Raw genomic sequence first — 21,059 nt, forward strand, 5'->3', positions numbered from 1 at the left:
TTCGATGCGTTGGCGTTATTCGCCCGCCACCCATTCGCGTTTGGTTTTTACGCTCGACAGCAACATGTAGATACACGTCGCCAGCAGCGTCACAAACAGGTAGCCCAACAGGCCTTGCGTGCCTTGCATAAACCAGTCAGCCAGAACCGGGCCTGCGACGGAACCGATGCTGTAACTGAACAGCATGACTTGCGTGGCAGACACAATGTAACTTGCGTCCAGTTTGTCGCAGCCAAGGTTAATCGCAATAGGGTAAATGGCGAATGTCGCCATGCCAAGCACAAACAGGCCCGCTGCCAGCATGTTAATGCCGGAGTAAATCAGCGGCATCGCGGTTGCGCCTGCGCCAATCAAGCAGAACATCGCCATCAGCAGCTTACGACCCATAAATTTAGACAGCCAAGGCACCATAGGTTGTACCGCCATCGCGCCCAGAATAACCAACGCCATCAAGGTGCCGATATGGGTATTGCTGATACCGCGAGTCGAAAGCTCTACTGGCATCAGGCCGTAAATCGCGCCCAGCGTCAGGCCAGATACCAAGCAACCGATAATGGCCGCATGGCTCAGTTTGGCCATCTGCTTCCACGACAAACTTTCAGAGTGTTGCGATGGCGGCTGATCCGATTCGCCGTAAATCAGCACAACAGAAGCCAGTAGCAGTAGGGTAGTGATGGCAATAAATGGTACGCCACCTGAAACACCGAGCACGCCAATGCCCAGTTGACCGACAGCAGTGCCGCCGTACAGTGACGCCATGTAAATGCCCAGACGTTTCGCCCGGCCGGTTTCATCTCCGTGTAGCAGCCAAGATTCCACCACCACAAAAACACCCGCAACAGCAACACCCGCAATAAAGCGCGTGATCAGCCACGCCGAGGCGTAAGGCAGTGATGGCAGCGCAATAATCGACAGTAGCAGAATGGCTAAACACCAAATAAATGCCATCCGGTGACCCAGACGGTTAACGAACGGTTCCATGATCATCGCGCCCAGCAGTAAACCTGCATAGAACACACTCGCCAGCCAACTGGCCAACGATTCTTCTAGTCCATAATGAGAAAGCATGAGCGGGATCAGGCTCATCAGATAGCCAGACGCGATCGCGTACAGCGCCAAAGCAATAACTGGCACTGAAATGCGTTGCGCAGGAACAGCGGACGTACTCACGGCGTAGCCTCGAAATTAGATGCAGAACAGGGGGAAATTCGCCGCGAATATGGAACTAAAGAATGGAAAGGTAAAACGAAAAATTATGGTCTTGACGATTAACAAAATTTATCAATCGGCTAAGCAGTGAAATGAGGGGTTAAGTTGGCATAATCCAGCAAATAATGCCAACTTTATTGTCTGTTTTTATGACAGGCTTACTTATTTAACGCTTGGTTGAGCCATTGATCGAACTGGGATTTTGGCAGCGCGCCATTGATCACATCCACTCTTTGACCGTTTTTGAACACCATAATGGTTGGAATGCTGCGAATCTGAAATTTTGCTGCCAGATTCTGCTGACTTTCGGTATCGATTTTCACGAAGCGAACCTGGCCTTTACGCTCTTCCGCCACATCACTGAAAATAGGCGCAAAGCCGACGCAAGGGTTACACCACGGAGCCCAGAAATCGACCACTACAGGTTGAGTGCTTTGCAACAATGCCTCAAAGTTCGCGTCCGTTCCTTCTATCGGTGCTCCGTCTAAAAGAGATGCCTGGCATTTACCGCAGTTCGGGCTTTCGGAGATTCGTTCGGTCGGTACACGGTTTAGCCCGTGGCATGACGGGCAGCGGGTGTTAAATGTGGTCATCACTTTCTCTCAATCTGGCGCTGGGTTAGGCTCACTTTCTTACGCTGTGCGGATGTGCATAGGCAAGTTGTGGGGCATACCCCTTAACGTTAAGGGGAAAATCAGCGTATAATTTCGGCCATTGCGTAATATAAACGTTCGTTGAACTGTCGGTTTCCTCACCGCGTGATGCTGTAAAGGTCGCAGTTCGCCTGCTTATTATCGCTCTCTCTACAGCGAAATGTGGGGGCAGGTTGCGCGATTACAATAGATAACGACAACAAAAAAACAGGATTACAATGACCAAGTTTTATGCCGAAATTACTGGTTGGGGCAAATGCCTGCCACCAGCGACGCTCTCCAATGACGATCTGGGTACGTTTCTTGACACCAATGACGAGTGGATTCGCACTCGTACCGGGATTGAAAATCGCCGTATCAGTCACGTCAACACCTCTGATCTTGCTACCGTGGCTGCAAAACATGCGCTGGCTTGTGCTGGCCTTGACGCTAATGACATCGACCTCATCATTGTGGCCACCTGTTCACCCGATTCCCTGATCCCAAACATTGCCTCTAAAGTTCAGCAGAACTTAGGGATTACGGCGGCTGCGGCGTTTGACCTCAATGCCGCCTGTACCGGCTTTGTTTACGGTCTGGAAACCGCGACCCGCCTGATTCAGGCAAGCAACTACCGCCACGCGCTGGTAATCGGTGCTGAGCGCCTTTCGTTCTACCTTGACTGGACGAAACGCGATACCGCTGTGCTGTTCGGTGATGGCGCAGGTGCCGCTGTATTGAGCCGCACGGAAGCTCAGGTGGGGCTACAGGATGCGCAAATCGGCTGTGATGCGGCTGGACGCGATATTCTGGCGGTGCCGAAATTTGGTACCGCGATGGATCGTTTTGATGAAGAGAACGGTTACTGGTCGTTTGATTTTGTCGGCAAAGAGATCTTTAAACGCGCGGTGAAAGGCATGGGCGCAGCAGCGCAGCAGGTACTGGCGCGTAGTGGCCTGAGCAAAGATGACATTGATGTGGTGATCCCGCATCAGGCCAACATCCGCATTATTCAAACGTTGTGTGACCTGTCAGGTATCGATCAAAGCAAAGCGTTTGTGAATATTCAGAATTACGGCAATACCTCTGCTGCGACAGTGCCTATCGCGCTGTGTGAAGCGCTGGAACAAGGCAAAGTGAAACCGGGCGATAACTTGCTGCTGGCGGCGTTCGGCGCGGGTTTAACCTGGGGCGCAGGCCACATCAAGTGGGGTCAACGTGTCACACCAGTGGCGACCAGCGACGCTGCCTTGCCAGCCAGTGACCACACCGCATTGCAATTGCTTGAAAATGCGATTGAGCAATGCAAACGCCACAATGCGGCGGAATAATACAAGCAGGTTATTAAAAAAGGAGCGTACATCGCTCCTTTTTATCGTCTTTTACACGCCGTTTTCAGAACTTACAGACTGATACAATTGCCCTGACTTCCCTGATAATTCTCGGACATTTCTTCACAAACGATTCCATAGATTGCACCCATCAAGATCGATGAAATGGTTTGTCATGAAAAAACGCACACTCTTTACTGCCATGACGGCGGTTATCCTTTTGGCCGGTTGTCAGGATTCGAACCCCAAAGCTGCTCAGGCGAATTCGCCATTGGTGGTGACCAAGCCTGTGGAAGTATTGGCCTATCAGCCGAGTACCACCTACATAGGCCGCGCTGAAGCGATGGAAGATACTGCCATCACCGCTCAGGTAACCGGTTATTTGCAAGCGCGCCACTTTGCAGAAGGCCAGATTGTCCAACAAGGTCAGTTGCTGTACAGCATCGAACCCTCTTCATTTTTGGCTCAGGTCGCCAGTGCCAAAGCCTCCTTGGCGCAGGCTCAGGCCGGGTTAAAAAAGGCCGATATGGATTTCAAACGTGCACAAACGCTGTTGCCGCGTGGCAGCATTTCTCAATCCGAATTTGATACGTTGAACGCCAATCTGCTTGGCGCAGAAGCGGCGGTGGAAGCCGCAAAGGCACAGCTGAATCTGGCTCAGGTCAATCTCTCCTATACCGAAATTCGCGCGCCATTTACCGGCCGTATCAGCAGCAGTAAGGTCAGTCAGGGGGATTTGTTGTCACCGTCGACCGGCGTGCTGACAACGCTGGTCAGCCTCGATCCAATTCATACCCGTTTCAGCGTCAGCGAACGTGAACGCCTGACGTTTGATATCGACAAAGTCAAAGGTGATGGCAGCAGCGAAGCGAACGGGGTTGAAGTACAAATTATTCTCGAAAATGGCGAGGCGTACCCGCAACTGGGCAAGCTCGATTTTCTCAGTAACCGCATTGACGTCAACACCGGGACAATTGCGATGCGCGCACTGGTGCCGAACCCGGAGCATCGTCTGTTACCCGGTCAGCATGTCAAAGTGATGCTACGCAGTAAACAAGCAAGCGATGTGGTGGTCGTGCCACGTAAAGCGGTGCAGATGGATCTGGAAGGTCACTATGTGATGGTGCTGACCGACGGTGATATTGCCGAACGCCGCAATGTCGAACTGGGCACGCAACTGCCGCAGGGAGTGGTCATTCTGGAAGGGCTGAGTACCGAGGATGTGATCATTACGCAAGGTCTGCAACGCGTGCGCAATGGTCTGACCGTGCGCCCGCAAGCCGCCACACAAGAGTAAGGGGACGTTATGCTCAGTCGTTTCTTTATTCAGCGCCCCAAATTCGCGCTGGTGATCTCCATCATTCTGACACTGGCGGGCGCCATCGCTTTGTCTGTCCTGCCGGTGGCGGAATATCCCAAAATCAGCCCGCCTTCAGTGAGTGTGACCGCTTTTTATACCGGCGCAAGCGCTGAGGTTGTCGAACAAGCGGTTGCGGATCCGATAGAAACTTCGGTCAACGGCGTTGAAAACATGATCTACATGTCGTCGAAAAGTGCCAATGACGGTTCTTACAACCTGACGGTGACATTTGATGTCGGCACCGATCCGGATATGGCACAGGTCAACGTACAAAACCGCGTGGCGCAGATTGAATCCAAGCTGCCGCAAGAAGTTCGCATGGTTGGGGTGACGGTGAAAAAGCGTTCGCCGGATATTCTGATGGTGCTCAATTTCTATTCGCCGGACGGGCGCTATGACGATCAGTTCCTGACCAACTACATCAACCTAAACGTCAAAGATCAGCTGGCGCGCGTTAAAGGCATCAGTGAAGTGAACGTGATTGGTGGCGGTGAATATGCGATGCGTGTGTGGCTGGATCCGAAGAAGATGGCCAGCCTGAAACTGACCACCACGGATATATATGCCGCGCTGGCTGAACAGAACGTGCAGGTGGCGGCTGGCCGTATTGGTGCTGCGCCATACCACGCGGCTCAGGACGTGCAGTTTAACCTGGTGACCAAAGGCCGGCTCGAATCCGTTCAAGAATTTGAGAACGTGGTACTGCGTGCCAATAACGACGGTTCCAGTGTCTACCTGAAAGACGTGGCACGTCTGGAACTGGGTAAAAAGTTCTACGATGGGAACGGTAAATTCCGTGGCCGCGACGCCTCAATTGTGGCTTTGTCGCTGCAATCGGATGCGAATGCGCTCGAGAGCGGTCAGGCGGTGATGGATATGCTGGACAATCTCAGCACCAACTTCCCGCAGGATATGGTTTACGAGACCAGCTATGACACGACACTGTTTGTTGCCGAATCGATCAAAGGTGTGGTGAAAACGCTGGTGGAAGCGATTCTGCTGGTGATTGCTGTGACGTATCTGTTCCTGGGCAGTTTCCGCTCGACGCTGATTCCTGTGGTGGCGATCCCGGTGTCGCTGATTGGTACGTTTGCCGTGATGCTGATGACCGGTTTTACCATCAACACGGTGACGCTGTTTGGTCTGATTCTGGCGATTGGTATCGTGGTGGATGACGCGATTCTGGTGATCGAGAACGTCGATACCACCATGGCGAAGGATCCGACGCTCAGCCCGCGTAAAGCAACGTTGATGGCGATGAAAGAAGTCACGGGGCCCATCATTACCTCAACGCTGGTGCTGTTGGCGGTATTCCTGCCTGTCGCGATGTTGCCGGGCATCACCGGCATCATGTATCGACAGTTCGCGCTGACCATTTGTATTTCGGTGGTGATCTCGTCTGTCAATGCCTTAACGCTTTCGCCGGCACTGTGTTCACTGGTGTTGAAACAGGGCGGTGACAATACGGCTCGTTGGTTTAAAGCCTTTAACCGTGGACTGGAAAAAGTCACCCATAGTTACGGTCAGATTGCCGGAATTCTGGTTAAGAAAAGTCTGATGCTGGTGATGTTCTTTGTGTTGGCAGTCAGTGCCGTCAGTTGGATGGCGAACAACACCTCAACGGCCTTTGTGCCGCAGGAAGACAAAGGCATTCTGCTGGTCAATGTTCAGTTACCAGACTCGGCGTCGCTGTCGCGTACTGAAGAAACCACCGCGCAACTGGTGGCGATGGTGGAGAAAGAGCCGGGCGTTGATGGTGTCACGGTTGCCAATGGTTACTCGTTTATGACAGGGGCGGCGGCTTCAAACGGCGCTTCATTGTTTATTAAACTGCATGATTGGGAAACGCGACGTGCGCTGGCGGGCGATCACTCTGCCAATGCGATTGCAATGCGCATCAATGGCCGCGCTGCACAAACGCTGCCGCAGGCGATCGTGTTTGCGATGGGTCCGCCGGCCGTACCAGGTATGGGTGCCGCTTCAGGTTTTGAATTTGTGCTGGAAGACGCACTCGGCCGCAGCCGCACTGATTTGGCGATGGTGATGGATGACGTCATCCGCACTGCGATGCAGCAACCTGAGATTGCCTATGCGTTCAGTACCTTCCGCGCCAACGTGCCGCACTATTACGTGGATATCGATCGCGAGAAAGCCAAGCAACTGGGAATTTCACTGTCTGATATCTTCCAGACGCTGCAAGGCAACCTGGGTTCGATGTACGTCAATGACTTCACTATGTTTGGCAAAAACTTCCGAGTGACCATGCAAGCCGACAGCGAACATCGTAATTCGATGGCAGACCTGAAGCATTTTCATGTGCGCTCGGTGAGCGGAGATATGATTCCGCTCAGCACCCTGGTCAGCTACAGCGAAGTGTTTGAGCCGGATGTGGCGTGGCGTTACAACATGTACCGCAGTGCCATCATTCAAGGTCAGCCTGCTCCGGGTTATTCCAGTGGTGATGCGTTGGCTGCGATGGAACGGGTCGCCGCTCAGGTCTTACCGCAAGGCTACCAATATGAATGGACGGGAATGGCGTATCAGGAAATTCTGGCTGGTAATCAGGCCATTTACGCCTTTGCGCTCGCGCTGATCTTTATCTACCTGTTCATGGTGGCGCAATATGAGAGCTGGAGTATTCCGCTGGCGATCATTCTGGTGGTGCCAGTCGCCACACTCGGTTCCTATATGGCGCTGACCATCACCGGAACGGCACTCAACCTGTACGCACAGATTGGTCTGGTGCTGCTCATCGCGTTGGCGGCGAAGAACGCGATCCTGATTGTGGAGTTTGCCAAGATGGAGCGCGAGGAGAAGAATCTGCCGATTGATCAGGCGGCGATCGATGGTGGTAAGCTGCGTTTTCGCGCGGTGAACATGACGTCATGGTCATTCATTCTGGGTATCTTCCCGCTGATTTTTGCCTCAGGGGCAGGGCATGTGAGTCAAAACTCGCTGGGGATTTCGCTGGTGGGCGGTTTGCTGTGTGTGTTACTCGCAGGCACCTTCTTAATTCCCGGATTTTACGCGCTGGTGCAACGCCAGCGAGAAAAAATTCATGGCGGCAGTACGCGTTTAGTGGACATTGACGAAGACTAAATTGCGCGAGATCAAAACACTACTATTGAGGTTATCAGTAGTAGTGTTTTTGACACGTTTCCTGACGAAAAATTGACATTTCTCTTTCAAAGAATCTTCTAACCTATTCAACGTGATTTGAGGATGGACGCCAGGATTTGTTGCAGGAGCACGACAGTCACATATCAACTATAGTTATGCTTAACTGCAACTTACTGATTGTGCTTGCAGTATTTTCTCTGACTAGGCGATCCATCCATGACTTCTAGAAAAGCGTTGCAATTGGCGGACGACGGTTACGCCACATTACTTAAAATCGTCGATTTCCTGATCATCAATCTCAGTTTGACCGTGCTTATTCGTTGGATTGGCGCCAAAGAGACCGCGATCGACGCCACGGCCGCTTTTCTGTTTTCGGTTCTGTTTCTTTTGGCAGGTGAATACCTGCGTCTCTATTCGCATACCACTTTTAGCCGTATTCGCCGCTCCTTCATTCGCCTGTTGTACACGCTGGTCGTTGCGGCGTTAGCGATGCAACTGGTGAAATTTACCTTCAAAAACTTGGAAGGTTATACCATCACCAATTTGAACAATGCGGTGTTTTTGCAATGGTATGTGATTTTGTTGGCTCTGATGTTCAGTGTGCGCTGCGCAACCATTGCGGCAGTGCGTGGCGTGCGTAAAGCGATGAACAAAAAACGCCGGGTGGCGATCATCGGTTTAACGCCCGGTGGCCTCACGATTGAGCAAGCGCTGATGCGTGCGCACCGTCCGCAAGATCTTGAAATCACTTTTTACGATGATCGTGATGAAAACCGTTTCCCTTATCCGATTCGCTCACCAATGAAAGGCAAAGTGGAGCCGTTAATCCAACTGGCGAAAGAGGATGGCATTGATGAAGTCTATATCGCCTTGCCAATGGTGGCGCGCGATCGTATTCGCCACTATCTGGATGAATTGTCAGACAGCACGGTCGATACCTTTCTGGTCCCTGATCTCTACACCTACAACCTCAGCGTTTCCCAGTTGAAAGAAGTGGGTGGGGTGCAAACCTTCAGTATTTTCAGTTCGCCGTTTGATGGCGTGGGCAAGTTTGTTAAACGCGTTGAAGACATCATTATCGGCTCTATGATTGCGCTGTTGATCTCACCCGTGCTGCTGGCGGTGGCCATCGGGGTCAAATTGAGCTCGCCAGGCCCGGTGCTGTTTAAGCAAGACCGTTATGGTTTGGGCGGCAAAAAAATCAAAGTGTGGAAGTTTCGTTCGATGAAAGTGATGGAAAACGACGCGGTAGTCACGCAGGCGACGAAAAATGATCCGCGCGTGACCAAGTTCGGCGCCTTTATTCGCCGTACGTCACTGGATGAACTGCCGCAGTTTATCAATGTATTGCAAGGCTCAATGTCCATCGTTGGTCCACGTCCGCATGCCGTCGCACATAACGAGCAATACCGTAAACTTGTCGATAACTACATGATTCGCCATAAAATTAAACCTGGAATTACCGGCTGGGCGCAGATCAACGGTTATCGCGGTGAAACGGAGACCGTCGACAAAATGGACAAACGCATTCGTTACGACATCCAGTACATGCAGAATTGGAGTTTGTGGCTCGATATCAAAATTATTTTTCTGACCGTTTTCAAAGGCTTTGTGAGTGAGACAGCTTACTAGTGCATTAATCATCGCGGTGCTGGCTCCGACGGCACACGCAGAATTGACCCCGAAGTCGCATATTGGTATCGCGGGAATCGATTTTCAAAGCCAACTCGGCGTGGACTACGGTCACGATGACAACGTGACCTATCAACGTGACTCAGATGCGGCCATCGATTCCAATTTCTGGACGCTGACTCCGACACTGAAAGCCATCGGGGAGCGGGGCGAAGACCGTTATGTGCTGATGTACAGCGGCGAATATCGACGCTACGAAGATTCGTCCGCTGACGACTACGACCGCCACTTTATGATGCTGGATACCGCGTGGCGGTTTGGGCGCATGCACGGCCTGACTTTTAACCTTTCGCAAACCTTTGGTCAGGAAAAACGTGGTCAGGATATGTCGGAAGGCTTTGATGACGCCGAATTCAAGCAGTTTGGCTTTAGCGAAGGTGGCTTGAAGAACTCGTTGCTTGATACCAGTTTGCGCTACAGCTACGGCGCGCCGGAAGGTCGCGGCAAGTTGGAAGTGATGCTACAGAGCAAAACTTTGCGCTTTCGTGATACCGACGCGTTCGAGCAAGCATCGGCGTCGTTTTATGAATACCTGCTGGAGCAAGAGTGGCGGGAAGACAGTTTAGTGGTTGATTTATTTGACCAGTACAGCAGCAAGAGCCGTTTTCGCTATAGTTTCATTACCAACCGTCGTTACTACGATGAAGCGGAAAATAAGCGTAGCAATGAATATTATCTGCTGTTCGGTTTAAAAAGTGAGCGTACGGGAAAAACGACCGTCGAGGGGAATGTCGCTTTGTTGTACAAAGAGTTTCCCAATGATGAGAATGCCGAGGATTTTAAGGGCTTTAACTGGGATCTCGAAGCAAACTGGAAGCCAGTCAAGCATTCCGAGTTTACACTCTACACCTGGCAAAAAGTGAAGGATCCCGAACAAGAAGGGGGCTATGTCCTGGAAGGTAAATATGGCCTCGCGTGGACACATTATTGGTGGGTGGATCGTTTCTCTACCACGCTGGATTATGGCTATCAAACCGATGATTACCGTATTCCGAACAATGATCGTTATGACAAAACGCAGGTGGCTAAGGTTGCCATCGGTTACGATTTCCGCCCTTCAATTCGCGTTGAGTTGAATTATCAGTGGAGCGACATGACATCCAACACCGATGATGTCATTCGGTATGGAAACCAACCAGGGGAGACGTTCACTCGCTATTTGGGTTACGAACAATCCTTGATTCAGTTGTTATTAAAGGTACAGATTTAGATGCGCGCGTTAATTATTGCATGGTTGAGCTTTATTTGGCTGGTGGCGATGCCGGTATCGGCGGCTGATTCGCCACAACCCACTGCGCCAGGCGGTGACGTTCAGTCGCAGCAGGTGGAAGATTATCACCTGGGAACCGGTGACATGATCGACATCATCGTACACGGTGAACCGGATATGTCGATGAAGCTGAAAATCGCCAAGGCGGGTGTGGTGAACTTCCCTTACATCGGTGAAGTCAAGCTGGCTGGCAGAACACCGACTGAAGTCGAAACGGAAATCGAAACCCGTTTGCGCGGCGACTACCTGCTTAACCCGATGGTGACCGTAAATCTGGCGGAATTTCGCAAAATTTACGTCACGGGTGAAGTTCAGCAACCGAATGGTTACGAATATCAGCCTCATTTAACGGTTGAGCAAGCGGTGGCGCTCGCGGGTGGCTTTACTGATCGCGCCGATCGTAAAGACATCAATATTCGCGTTTCAGCAACCAATGAACTGCTCAAAAAAGTTGAATTAACGCATCTTATCCAACCCGGTGACACCATCATCGTCGAACAGAGTTTTTTCTAATATGTCAGTAAGAATGGTAGAAAGCGGCACGAAAATGGAAAGCAGCATTGATTTTGCGCCGCTGGTGAAATCGCTTAAAAAACATGGATGGAAAGTGGTTCTGGCGACGGTTCTGGTCACCGGAGCTTGCGTACCGCTGGTCATGTCGATCAGTTCGAAATACGTCTCAACGGCTGCGGTGCTGATCAAAGCGCAAGAAGACAATGCGACCCCGATTCAGCAGGTCGACGGCTATGATTCAACGCGCGGTCGCTACTACGACACTCAATACAACCTCATGCAGTCGCGTGTGATCCTTGAGCGTGCGATCAAAACCTTAAAACTGGGTGAAGATGCGCGTTATAACGGCGATAAGCCGCTGAGCGAATCCCATCCGGAGTGGACGCTGTCTGAACAGGAGCGCATGGAAAAAGCGCTTAAGATGCTGCGCCAGAACATCACGTTTACCGAAGTGCGTCAGACTCAGTTGGTGTATGTCTCTTTTGAATCCAAAGATCCTCAGGAAGCGGCAAGAGTGGCGAATGGCGTCTCGCAAGCTTTCATCGACTACACCGTAGATAAGAAAGTCGAGAAAACCGAAGCTGCGCAGCGTTGGAACGAAGAGCAGATGAAAGATCTGCGTCAACAGATTGCGGTGAAGAAGCAGGAAATGGAGCAGTTTCTGGATAAAGAGGGGCTGCTGACATTCCGCGGGATTGATGGTTATGAAACTGAAGAGCTGGGCATTGTTACCAACAAACTGGCGGATGCCAAAGAGCGCCGTTTAGCGTCGCAGGCGCAGTACGAAATCGTTGCTCGCAACCTGAACGCGCCGATTGAAGATATTGCGTCGATGCCGGAAGTGTCTGCTCATCCACAAATGCAGGATCTGCGTATTGCGCTGATTCAGGCCAAACGCAATCTGGCGGATCTCGAACTGCGTTACGGGCCAAAACACAACAAGGTATTGGAAGCCAAAGCACAGATTCATGCGATTGAAGCGCAAACCCGTTCATTACTGCAGGAGCTGAAAGAAGGTCTGCTCAAGCAGTACCAGACAGATCTCGCGAAAGAGAACCGTTACAAAGCCCTGGCGAAAGTTCAAAAAGACGATTTCAAAACGTTGGTGGCGAAACGTGACCACTACGAGAGCCTGAAAACTGATCTGGATAAAACAGAAGATTTGTATCGTCAGCTATTCCTGCGCAGCAAAGAGCAAAGCCTGACGTCGCAATATCGTGAAGCCGATGCGGTGTTGTATGACCCGGCTGCGGCAGCTGAGCGCCCGCAAAAACCAAACAAAGCCTTGCTGCTGGCAATGGTGGCGATTCTGACGCCCGCGCTGTGCATTCTCTATCTGATCATTCGCGCCGCATTGGATCGTAAAATTTACATGTTGAGCCAGATGCAATCCAAACTGGGGCTGAAGCCACTGGCGGATATTCCACGCTTTGAAGGCGAAGAGCCGCGCGAGCAGTTAGTCAGCCTGATCGAATCCAATCCTTATGCGATGGAAACCATTCTCGGGCTGAAAACGGCGGTGCGGCTGGCGGCGCCACAGGCCCGTGTGGTGGGTGTAATGGCAACCACAGTGCAGGAAGGAGCCTCATTGCTGGCACAACTGCTGGCTAAAGCCTGGAGTCAGAACGAACGCACGTTGCTGGTGGATCTTGATTATCGTGGTAGCGGTGCGCTGTCATTCAGCGTGATTGACCACCCACAACCTGAACCTAACGGTGTGGCGCAGTGGATCGAAACGGAGCAGTCACTGGATACTCTGATTCAGCCGCTGGCAACCCAGTGTGACTTTTTGCCGCGCGGCGTATGGCTGCATTCCCCACTGGTGCTGTTTGCCAATGAACGTTATGCCGAACTGATGCACGTTTTGAAAGAACGCTACGATTGCGTGATCGTCAATCTGCCTGCGCTGAGCGACAGCAAAGACAGCCAGTTGGCTGCGCAAGCTTTGGATACGGTTCTGGTGGTGGTGCGTGCTGAGCAACGTCAGGCACCGGAGATGGTGAACGATTTGCGTAAGCTGCACGGTGACAACATTCACGTGGTGGGCGGCGTGCTGAACCAGGTGAATGCGGAAAATCTGCAAAGCGAGGAGAGCAAACGCTTTATCACGCAAGGAAGTTTCACGACGTTCGCTGCGGTGGAGTAAGCCCATGAGCCTGCTCAGAAGCATCTCAACCATTGCCGGTTCGTCAGTCCTATCGCAGGTGATTGGCGCCGTATCGCTGTGGCTGATCTCTCATCGCTACGGCATGGGCGAGGTCGGTGTTTACGCGCTCACCTACAGCATTGTTCTGATTGGAGCGCAGGTGTGCACGTTCGCCTCTCAACTGTTGTTACCGAAACAGTCGGATGATTGGATGGTGCAGAACATAGTGTTTTGCCTGCTGCAAAGCCTGATTGTGGCGTTACCTTTTACGGCGGCCGTTGTGGTGCTGTTCGATAAGCCGTTTGGCCTGTTTTATCTGCTGACGGTGGTGCACGCTTGGGTGTTGGTGTCGGAAAACTTGCTGATGCGCGATGAGAAAATGGCGCTGCTGGCTTTGCAACGCATTTCGATGTCGGTGGTGGTGATTTCCATGATTGCGCTGTCTCACTCCGCGCTGTGGTTCTACTGGGCGTGGGCGACGATTGCATTTGGGTTAATCATCCTGTGGCTGTGTTACTCGACCCCGCTCAAACAATTGCGCTGGAGTCATGTTTCATGGACAAATCTCCGCCATTTTTATCGCGCCAACCATCACCATATTTCCAAAGTGGGCAGCGCTGAAGTGTTGGCGATGGCCAACAACAATCTGCCGATGGTGCTGATCAACTTTTGGTTTTCGTCCGTGACAGCGGGCTACTTTGCGGTCGTCAGCCGCTTTTGTCTGGCTCCTGTCGTGATTGTCGGCAATGCGGTTCGCAATTCGATTTTCTCAAAGTGGTCGATTGATTTTCGCCATCAGCGCTTTAACTACCCGGAATTTGTCAAAGTCCGCAAACTGCTGTTTGTGCTTGGCCTAGTCGCAACTGCGGGCGTGTTCATCTTCTATCCGCTGGTGATGGAATTTGCCTATGCGCAGCACTGGGTCAGCCGCGAATGGGTTGAGTCGGTTCCCACGTCACGCTACATGCTGCCATATTTGTTTCCGGCGTTAGCGGTGTGTCCGCTGACGGTGATTGAGCTGGTGTTTGGTTCACCGCGCTACTTTTTGCGCATTCAGATCGAGCAGTTGGCAGCCGTGATACTGGCGTTTGTTGTGCTGCCTTATTTCTACCCAGACTACGGCATGTCAGTGCTGGCCTTTGCGGTATTGTCGGCGCTGCGTTACGGCTTTATCTACCTCAAAGTGAATCAGCGAGCTCGCCTGATGCGCGAATCAGTGGGGGAGACCCATGCTCAATAACGGTCTCTACATGCAGGTTTATTTGTGGATGACGTTGGTTGTCTGCGGCATGGTGCAGTATTTCACCGGGGTGGGCGCCGTGCTCTGGCTGCCGTTTGTCCTGGCGTGTGCAATGTTGATCCTGATGCTGCTGCAAACCCGCTACGCGCCATTCGGACTCGATAACCGCGAACGGGTGATTGCCGTGGTGTTTGTCGCCTTCTTTGCGATGGCGACAGTCTCAACGCTGCTGCAAAACGGTGTGGTGGTCACCATTGTCGGTTTGAAAAACGAACTGGCGATTGCGCTGGTGCTGTTTTGTCTGTTGCTCGGCTTCTGCCGTGAGTCGCAGATCTATCGTTTGACTCGCGCTATGTACTGGATCTTCTACGCTCAATTTCCCGTGATGCTGTATCAACTGCTGGTTGTGGTTCCCAAACGCGTGGCGATGAAAGGCGAGTTTGAGATGTGGGACTCGGTGGTCGGCACGTTTGGTGGTGACCCGATGGGCGGTGGTAATACCGCAGCGCTGGGTCTGTTCTGCTTGCTCATTATGCTACTGAAAGTGTCGGAGTATCGTCACGGCGTGGCGAGCAAAACCAGTACCGCGTTTCATGTGATTGCTGCTTTCATCATGTGCATTCTGGGCGAGGTGAAATTCGTTATCCTGATCGCGCCCATTTTGCTGGCGTTTGTCTGGTTTGTGCCGAGCTTTATGCACGGGATGAAACGCTACAACGCCAAGATTATTCTGATCATGATTGGCGGTTCGGTGGCTTTGCTGCTGCTCGCCGTCTTTGCGCTGGCTTCATCCTATTCGTCTGCGTTCGGTACCGATCCCAACAAAGGCGCGTTTGAAATTTTCATCGAATCGATGGAATACATTTTTGACCCCAACTTCATCATGGAAAATGGCGAACTTGGCCGCATGACCACCGTGTTTTTCTGGCTGAAAAACAGCGGCTTGTACGGGCTGCCAAGCATGTTGTTTGGTTATGGCCTGAATGCCACCAACCATGGAAGTTCGGTCGCCCCCGGTTTCCTCAACGATGTGTTTAATGTGCTGCTGGATTCGACCTCTATGAGCATGTTGTTGTGGGAAATTGGCCTGATCGGCACGTTCTTGTATCTGTTGGTGGTGTGTATGGTGATTTGGGTAGCGATTCCCCAACCTCGCCTGCATGCCTCCGACATGGATGTGGCTGACATTCGACTGGTGGCCTACCAGCCTGCGTATATCGCGTTTGGTCTGGCGGGGCTGATGAGCATTCCTTACAGCCAGATTCTGATGTTGGTGCCGATGATGCAGTTTATGTTTTTCTTTTCTCTGGGTGCAGCGTTGGTGATCCGCAAATCTGTACTCACACTGGGAGAGCGTTCTTATGAGTGAAATGCCTACCGTCTCCGTCATTATCAAGACTTACAACGAAGAAGAGGGAATTGCGAAGACCATTCATAGTATTCGTGACAACCTCCATGCCTATCCGCATGAAATTTTGGTCGCCGACAGCCTGTCGAGTGACAACACCCAGAAAATAGCCCTAGAACTTGGGGCGGTGGTGGTGTCGTTGATCCATGGAGAGGAGCGCTGTTGTGGCGTCGGGCACCAGCTTGGTTATCTGCACGCGCAGGGGGAGTTTCTGCTGCTGTTGGATGGTGACATGCAGCTGGCACCAGGCTTCATCGAGAAAGGGATTGAGTTTTTACACACCCATCAAGACTACGCTGGCGTGGCCGGAATGGTGGAGATGGACGATGCGGTGAGCTACGAATTTAAGTCACGTAAACAACGTCTGCATCAGATTTATCCGTTGGGTGATTGTCATCATCTGGCGGGCGGTGGTTTGTACCGCAAGTCGGCGATTGATCATATTGGCTACCTGACCAATCGCAACCTGCACGCTTATGAAGAAGCGGAGCTGGGGATGCGCCTGCACCAAGCGGGTTTCAAACTGCGCAGGCTTGATGTGCCGTATTTCCATCACACCTCGTATGTGATGTCGACGTTTGCCTTGTTGCGTCATCGCTGGCGAAGCCGCTACCTGTGTGCTTCCGGCGAATTGCTCAAAACATCGTGGGGTAAACCGCATTTTGCTCAAGCCGTCAGCACCGTGAAGAACGAACTGATCTTTGCGCTCTATCTGCTCGGCGTGGCGTTTGCGCTGCTGTTTTTACCGTGGAGTTGGTTTGGCTTGGCGCTACTGCCACTGGCTGCCTTCTTTACGCTGAAAGTGGTAAAAAACCGCTCGCTGCGCGACGCTGCGCAAAGTGTGATTAACCTGAGCGTGTTTGCCGCAGGCCTGATTCGTGGTTTGGGCGCAGCGTTAAAAGATCCGGCGACAGCGCCGGAGAATCGCGTCATTCGAGGAGAAGAGTGATGAAAGTGTTGTTGGTCAATAAATTTTTCTTCATGAAAGGCGGCGCGGAAACGGTCTTTTTTCAGGAACGCGAAATGCTGATGAAATCCGGAGCGGTGATCGTCGATTTCTCAATGCAGCATGAGAAGAATTTCGCCTCAGCGTATCAGGATTTTTTCGTATCGAACGTTGATTATTACGACGGTCATGGTTTGATGAGCAGCGTACGCACGGCTCTGGATTTCATTCACAATCGCGAAGCATGCCGGAAAATCCGCATCCTGATTGAACAGGAGCGGCCGGATGTGGTGCATTTCCACAACATTTATCATCAGCTGACGCCATCGATCATCAAAGTCGCCAAGTCTCTTGGCTGCAAAACGGTGCTCACCGCGCACGATACCAAAATTGCCTGCCCGAGTTACACCATGTACCGCGACGGTCATACCTGCGAAGCATGTCTGCATGGCTCGGTGTGGAATGCGTGTCGCTACCGTTGTCAGCAAGGTTCACTGTTTAAGAGCGCGTTATTGTCGCTGGAGGCGGTGTATCAGTCACTGGCTGGTAACTACCAAGCGCTGGATGTGATTGTGTCGCCGAGTGAATTTCTGGCCAATATCATTCGTCAGAAACTGCCGAACAACCGCATTGATGTGATCGTCAATGGGATTGATGAACACGTCGATGCGACGGGTTGTCGCGATGATGGTTATTTTCTCTATCTTGGTCGTTTGAGTCAGGAAAAAGGTGTGGCAACACTCGCCTCAGCTTATCAACAGTCGCACAAGCGAATGCCACTGAAAGTGGTAGGGGACGGCCCGTTGTATGAGCCATTAAAAGCGGAACACAGCGACATTGATTTCCTGGGTTTTCAAAGCGGCGATGCCCTGCACGCACTGATCAAGCAGGCCAGCGCGGTCATTGTGCCCTCGGAGTGTTATGAAAACTGTTCGATGTCGGTACTGGAGGCAATGGCGTATGGTAAACCTGTCATCGGGGCCAATATCGGCGGTATTCCGGAACAGGTGCGGGACGGCGTGGAAGGCCGCTTGTTTGAAGCAGGTAACCCGGATTCTCTGGCGAGTGTAATGGACGAGTTCGCCACACAAAAAGAGGCGGCGGTTGAGATGGGATTTCATGCACGTCAACGACTGCTGAATAAATACTCGCTGACCACTCACGAACAACGTTTATTAGATTTGTATCAGCAACTCGTCAGTGAGGCGGCTTAACATGAACATTACCGTATTGGGCACGCGGGGCATTCCCGATGTGCTGGGGGGCGTTGAAACCCACTGTCAGCATCTATACCCGCAACTGGTTAAACAGTTCGGTGCCGAGGTGTGCGTGATTGCGCGTTCGCCTTACGTGCCTTACCAACGCTCTTCTTATGAAGGCGTGCAGACCAAAGCCATTTGGGCGCCGAAGAAAAAATCACTTGAGGCTATTGTGCATTCAACTCTGGCCGCTTTCTCAACCCTGTTTGATGGTTCCGATGTGGTTCACGTGCATGCGATTGGCCCGGGGTTGGTCGTGCCGCTGCTGCGTCTGCTGGGTAAGAAAGTGGTGTTTACCCACCACGGGCCGGACTACGATCGTCAGAAATGGGGCGGCTTTGCTAAAAAAGTGCTGATGTTGGGCGAGAAATTTGCCGCGAAGTGGGCCAATGAAGTGATTGTCATTTCAGAGGTGATCAACGGCATTCTGCAGCAAAAATATCAGCGTTTTGATGCCAATTTGATTTACAACGGTGTTCTGGCGCCTGTGCCTTTAAGCGCAGATATCATCAGCACAACCTTGAGCCAGTATCAGTTGACGCCACAGAACTACATGGTTGCGGTGGGACGTTTTGTGGAAGAGAAAGGTTTTCACGATTTGATTGATGCATACCGCGATTCTGAGTTGAGCATGCCGCTGGTATTGGTGGGCGATACGGACCATGAAACGCCATACAGCGCGGCGCTCAAAGAGAAAGCGCGCACCACACCAGGCGTTATCCTGACAGGCTTTTTGAAAGGCGATGCGCTCAAAACCGTGTTCTCGCAAGCCAGATTATTTGTCATGCCTTCCTATCATGAAGGACTGCCGATCGCGCTGCTCGAAGCAATGTCGTTCTCGTTGCCAGCTATTGTCAGTGATATTCCCGCCAACAGCGAAGTGGCTCTGGATGCCAATTGTTATTTCCCGGTGGGTGACGTCTCGGCACTCAGTCACAAGCTGGCGGCGCTGCCTGAAGAAACGCACGTTGACTATTCTGAATACTTGGCAAAGTATGACTGGCAGAAAATCGCCCAGCAAACCATGCAGGTTTACCAAAAAGTTGTAGGACGGACAGTGTGACAGCGGCAAATGAACATAAAGCGGTGACTCAGTTTTACTACGCGCTCGATCAGGAAGTCGCGCAGGAGTTAACCGACAAACAGAAGCAGGCCATTGAGCATGCGATAAAAAGCGTTGGGTTGGGTAATCGTCATCCGGTTGATGTACGCAAAAGCCTGCCTTGGTTTGGCAAGCGTTACTATCTGGTTTTACTCATGGGACGCGATCGCCGAACTCAATTGCGGGCGTCTGAATCGAAGCTGGCCAACTTTATTGTCACCTCAGCGATATTAGTGGGTCTGCTCGCGCTGTTGGGCTTGTCATTTCTGGCGCTGTATCTGCTTAAGTCCGCGATGGGTATCGATATTTTCCCCAACTACTCACTCGGTATCTGGGATTGGTTTAAAGGGCTGATGCAATGAGCTCACTCACGAAGCGTTCTTCCCGCGTCTTACTGTGTCACATCGGATGGATTTTGCTGCTGATGTTGCCACTCTCTGCCTGTCAGGCGGAAAAGAAAACGTCCTCTTCGGCCACATCGGATTCACGCAATGAGCGGATGGTCACTGTGCATCCTGCTGCGCTCAGTGGGCCGATTTCGAATCCCGGTGTCGGTGTCGAAACCTTTCACAACAGCTGGGGCGTTTCGCTGGCCAGCGATCAATATCCGGCGTCAGGTGTGGATTACTACCGTTTTTACTGGAGCGATCTGGAGCCGAAAGAAGGCGAGTACGCGTTTGATACCATCGACCGTCTTCTGGCTCTTAATCAGGCGCAGCAGCCAGCTAAAATGGTCGCACTACGCTTTATGACGGCCGATGAGCCGTGGAGTGGCAGTAAAATTCCCACTTGGTTGATCAATAAAGGCATCCGTGGTGTCTGGACGCAAGATGGCAAAACCTTTGTGCCGGATCTGGACGACAATCTGTACCTCTATTATGTGGAAAAACTGCTCAATGCACTCGGGCAGCGCTACGATGGCAATCCGAGTCTGAGCCATATCGATATTGGGATGGCGGGCTCTTGGGGCGAGTGGCACAACAGCAATTTTGCTACGCTGGAACCGTTGCATCAGCGCTACAGCGATGACGAACTGAACAAACTGGTCGATTTGCATTTTGCTGCGTTTCCACAAACGCCGAAAGTGATGCTGATCAGCGGCGAAAACAGTCTGGCTTATGCGGTGGAGAAAGGGGCAGGATGGCGCGCCGATTGCTGGGGTGACTGGCACCATTTCTCCGACAGTTGGAGTCACATGGTTGATGATTATCCTTATCGCCTCAAAATGGCTCAGCAAACTTATGCGCTCTTTAATCAGGCATGGCAGTCCGCGCCAGTCAGTCTGGAAACCTGCGGCAATATGGCTGAATGGCTGAGTACGCAAAACTATACCCGCGAGCAGGTCAAAGCCAGTCTGGATTGGGCGGTAGCCCAGCATGCCTCAACGTTAAACCTAAAATCTCAACCCGTGCCGAACCAATATCGGGATCTTCTGGATGATGCGCTGAGTAAAATTGGCTATCGCCTGCGCGTGGATACACTTGAGCATCAGGCGCAGCTCTCAGCCGGTTCCACTCTGACGATTCAAACGTTATTCGTCAATGAGGGTAACGCGCCGCCATACCATCACTACTATCTGGCGTATCGTTTGATCAACGATGCTGACGAATCGGCGTTTTTGGCGATTTCGGATAACGATGTGCTGCAATGGTTGCCGGGTGAGCATTCGACCATGAGCAGTTTTACTCTGCCGAAGCGATTACCTGCTGGCCATTACTTTGTGGAGCTGGCGTTGGTGGATCGCTATGGCAAAGCGCAATTGAACCTGGCAAATAGCGGCAAACAACTCTCCGGTTGGTATCGGTTATCGGATTTAACGGTGCGATAAGCA

The 21,059-nt window shown here is 51.9% G+C and carries 16 protein-coding genes; 14 read left to right on the forward strand and 2 right to left on the reverse strand.

What is annotated here, in order from left to right; all coding sequences use genetic code 11:
• Positions 1-15: 15 nt before the first annotated feature.
• Both JIG40_RS09695 and trxC read right to left on the reverse strand, forming a co-directional pair.
• Positions 16-1,170 (reverse strand): MFS transporter, encoded by a 1,155-nt coding sequence (locus tag JIG40_RS09695; protein WP_020329215.1) that lies wholly within the window; start codon positions 1,168-1,170, stop codon positions 16-18.
• Between the two features lie 197 nt (positions 1,171-1,367).
• Positions 1,368-1,802, reverse strand: a complete 435-nt coding sequence (gene trxC / locus JIG40_RS09700; RefSeq protein ID WP_020329216.1) for a thioredoxin TrxC — start codon at positions 1,800-1,802, stop codon at positions 1,368-1,370.
• Between the two features lie 278 nt (positions 1,803-2,080).
• Between trxC and JIG40_RS09705 the strand changes: the two genes are divergently transcribed.
• The 14 genes from JIG40_RS09705 to JIG40_RS09770 all read left to right on the forward strand — a co-directional run bounded on the left by JIG40_RS09705 (position 2,081) and on the right by JIG40_RS09770 (position 21,056).
• Complete coding sequence (locus JIG40_RS09705; RefSeq protein WP_199465246.1) at positions 2,081-3,172, forward strand: ketoacyl-ACP synthase III; 1,092 nt, start codon at positions 2,081-2,083, stop codon at positions 3,170-3,172.
• Between the two features lie 175 nt (positions 3,173-3,347).
• On the forward strand, positions 3,348-4,469 hold the full coding sequence (locus tag JIG40_RS09710; protein ID WP_038157468.1) for an efflux RND transporter periplasmic adaptor subunit: 1,122 nt from the start codon (positions 3,348-3,350) through the stop codon (positions 4,467-4,469).
• A 9-nt stretch (positions 4,470-4,478) separates the two neighbouring features.
• Positions 4,479-7,631 (forward strand): multidrug efflux RND transporter permease subunit, encoded by a 3,153-nt coding sequence (locus JIG40_RS09715; protein WP_199465247.1) that lies wholly within the window; start codon positions 4,479-4,481, stop codon positions 7,629-7,631.
• A 237-nt stretch (positions 7,632-7,868) separates the two neighbouring features.
• Positions 7,869-9,284, forward strand: coding sequence for an undecaprenyl-phosphate glucose phosphotransferase (locus JIG40_RS09720; RefSeq protein WP_158143342.1), 1,416 nt, complete (start codon positions 7,869-7,871; stop codon positions 9,282-9,284).
• Positions 9,268-10,554, forward strand: coding sequence for an outer membrane beta-barrel protein (locus JIG40_RS09725; RefSeq protein ID WP_199465248.1), 1,287 nt, complete (start codon positions 9,268-9,270; stop codon positions 10,552-10,554). The genes JIG40_RS09720 and JIG40_RS09725 overlap by 17 nt, the downstream gene beginning before the upstream one ends.
• Positions 10,555-11,127, forward strand: coding sequence for a polysaccharide biosynthesis/export family protein (locus JIG40_RS09730; protein ID WP_055452974.1), 573 nt, complete (start codon positions 10,555-10,557; stop codon positions 11,125-11,127). It begins immediately after the preceding gene.
• Between the two features lies 1 nt (position 11,128).
• On the forward strand, positions 11,129-13,273 hold the full coding sequence (locus JIG40_RS09735) for a polysaccharide biosynthesis tyrosine autokinase (RefSeq protein ID WP_199465249.1): 2,145 nt from the start codon (positions 11,129-11,131) through the stop codon (positions 13,271-13,273).
• Positions 13,274-13,277: 4 nt separating this feature from the next.
• The gene (locus tag JIG40_RS09740; RefSeq protein ID WP_199465250.1) at positions 13,278-14,513 is read left to right on the forward strand and encodes a capsular biosynthesis protein; all 1,236 of its coding nucleotides are present in this window, start codon (positions 13,278-13,280) and stop codon (positions 14,511-14,513) included.
• Positions 14,503-15,882 (forward strand): capsular biosynthesis protein, encoded by a 1,380-nt coding sequence (locus JIG40_RS09745; RefSeq protein WP_199465251.1) that lies wholly within the window; start codon positions 14,503-14,505, stop codon positions 15,880-15,882. Before JIG40_RS09740 ends, JIG40_RS09745 begins: the two co-directional genes overlap by 11 nt.
• Positions 15,875-16,870 carry a glycosyltransferase gene (locus JIG40_RS09750; RefSeq protein WP_199465252.1) on the forward strand — a complete coding sequence of 332 codons (996 nt, stop codon included), beginning with the start codon at positions 15,875-15,877 and terminating at the stop codon, positions 16,868-16,870. Before JIG40_RS09745 ends, JIG40_RS09750 begins: the two co-directional genes overlap by 8 nt.
• A complete protein-coding gene (locus JIG40_RS09755) occupies positions 16,870-18,081 on the forward strand; it encodes a glycosyltransferase family 4 protein (RefSeq protein ID WP_199465253.1) in 1,212 nt (403 codons plus the stop codon). The genes JIG40_RS09750 and JIG40_RS09755 overlap by 1 nt, the downstream gene beginning before the upstream one ends.
• Position 18,082: 1 nt before the next feature.
• A complete protein-coding gene (locus tag JIG40_RS09760; protein WP_199465254.1) occupies positions 18,083-19,189 on the forward strand; it encodes a glycosyltransferase family 4 protein in 1,107 nt (368 codons plus the stop codon).
• Entirely contained in the window at positions 19,186-19,590 is a 405-nt protein-coding gene (locus JIG40_RS09765; RefSeq protein WP_024375310.1) for a hypothetical protein, read from the forward strand. The genes JIG40_RS09760 and JIG40_RS09765 overlap by 4 nt, the downstream gene beginning before the upstream one ends.
• A gap of 62 nt (positions 19,591-19,652) precedes the next feature.
• The gene (locus JIG40_RS09770) at positions 19,653-21,056 is read left to right on the forward strand and encodes a DUF4832 domain-containing protein (RefSeq protein WP_199465269.1); all 1,404 of its coding nucleotides are present in this window, start codon (positions 19,653-19,655) and stop codon (positions 21,054-21,056) included.
• The last annotated feature ends 3 nt before the right edge of the window (positions 21,057-21,059 follow it).

Source organism: Vibrio sp. bablab_jr001 (genome assembly GCF_016464285.1).
Lineage (GTDB): Bacteria > Pseudomonadota > Gammaproteobacteria > Enterobacterales > Vibrionaceae > Vibrio > Vibrio fluvialis.

Coding starts and splice junctions, on each gene's coding strand:
- JIG40_RS09715 (WP_199465247.1), top strand. CDS start 4,479: ATGCTCAGTCGTTTCTTTATTCAGCGCCCCAAATTCGCGCTGGTGATC.
- JIG40_RS09745 (WP_199465251.1), top strand. CDS start 14,503: ATGCTCAATAACGGTCTCTACATGCAGGTTTATTTGTGGATGACGTTG.
- JIG40_RS09750 (WP_199465252.1), top strand. CDS start 15,875: ATGAGTGAAATGCCTACCGTCTCCGTCATTATCAAGACTTACAACGAA.
- JIG40_RS09705 (WP_199465246.1), top strand. CDS start 2,081: ATGACCAAGTTTTATGCCGAAATTACTGGTTGGGGCAAATGCCTGCCA.
- JIG40_RS09735 (WP_199465249.1), top strand. CDS start 11,129: ATGTCAGTAAGAATGGTAGAAAGCGGCACGAAAATGGAAAGCAGCATT.
- JIG40_RS09740 (WP_199465250.1), top strand. CDS start 13,278: ATGAGCCTGCTCAGAAGCATCTCAACCATTGCCGGTTCGTCAGTCCTA.
- JIG40_RS09710 (WP_038157468.1), top strand. CDS start 3,348: ATGAAAAAACGCACACTCTTTACTGCCATGACGGCGGTTATCCTTTTG.
- JIG40_RS09770 (WP_199465269.1), top strand. CDS start 19,653: ATGTTGCCACTCTCTGCCTGTCAGGCGGAAAAGAAAACGTCCTCTTCG.
- JIG40_RS09730 (WP_055452974.1), top strand. CDS start 10,555: ATGCGCGCGTTAATTATTGCATGGTTGAGCTTTATTTGGCTGGTGGCG.
- JIG40_RS09755 (WP_199465253.1), top strand. CDS start 16,870: ATGAAAGTGTTGTTGGTCAATAAATTTTTCTTCATGAAAGGCGGCGCG.
- JIG40_RS09720 (WP_158143342.1), top strand. CDS start 7,869: ATGACTTCTAGAAAAGCGTTGCAATTGGCGGACGACGGTTACGCCACA.
- trxC (WP_020329216.1), bottom strand. CDS start 1,802: ATGACCACATTTAACACCCGCTGCCCGTCATGCCACGGGCTAAACCGT.
- JIG40_RS09760 (WP_199465254.1), top strand. CDS start 18,083: ATGAACATTACCGTATTGGGCACGCGGGGCATTCCCGATGTGCTGGGG.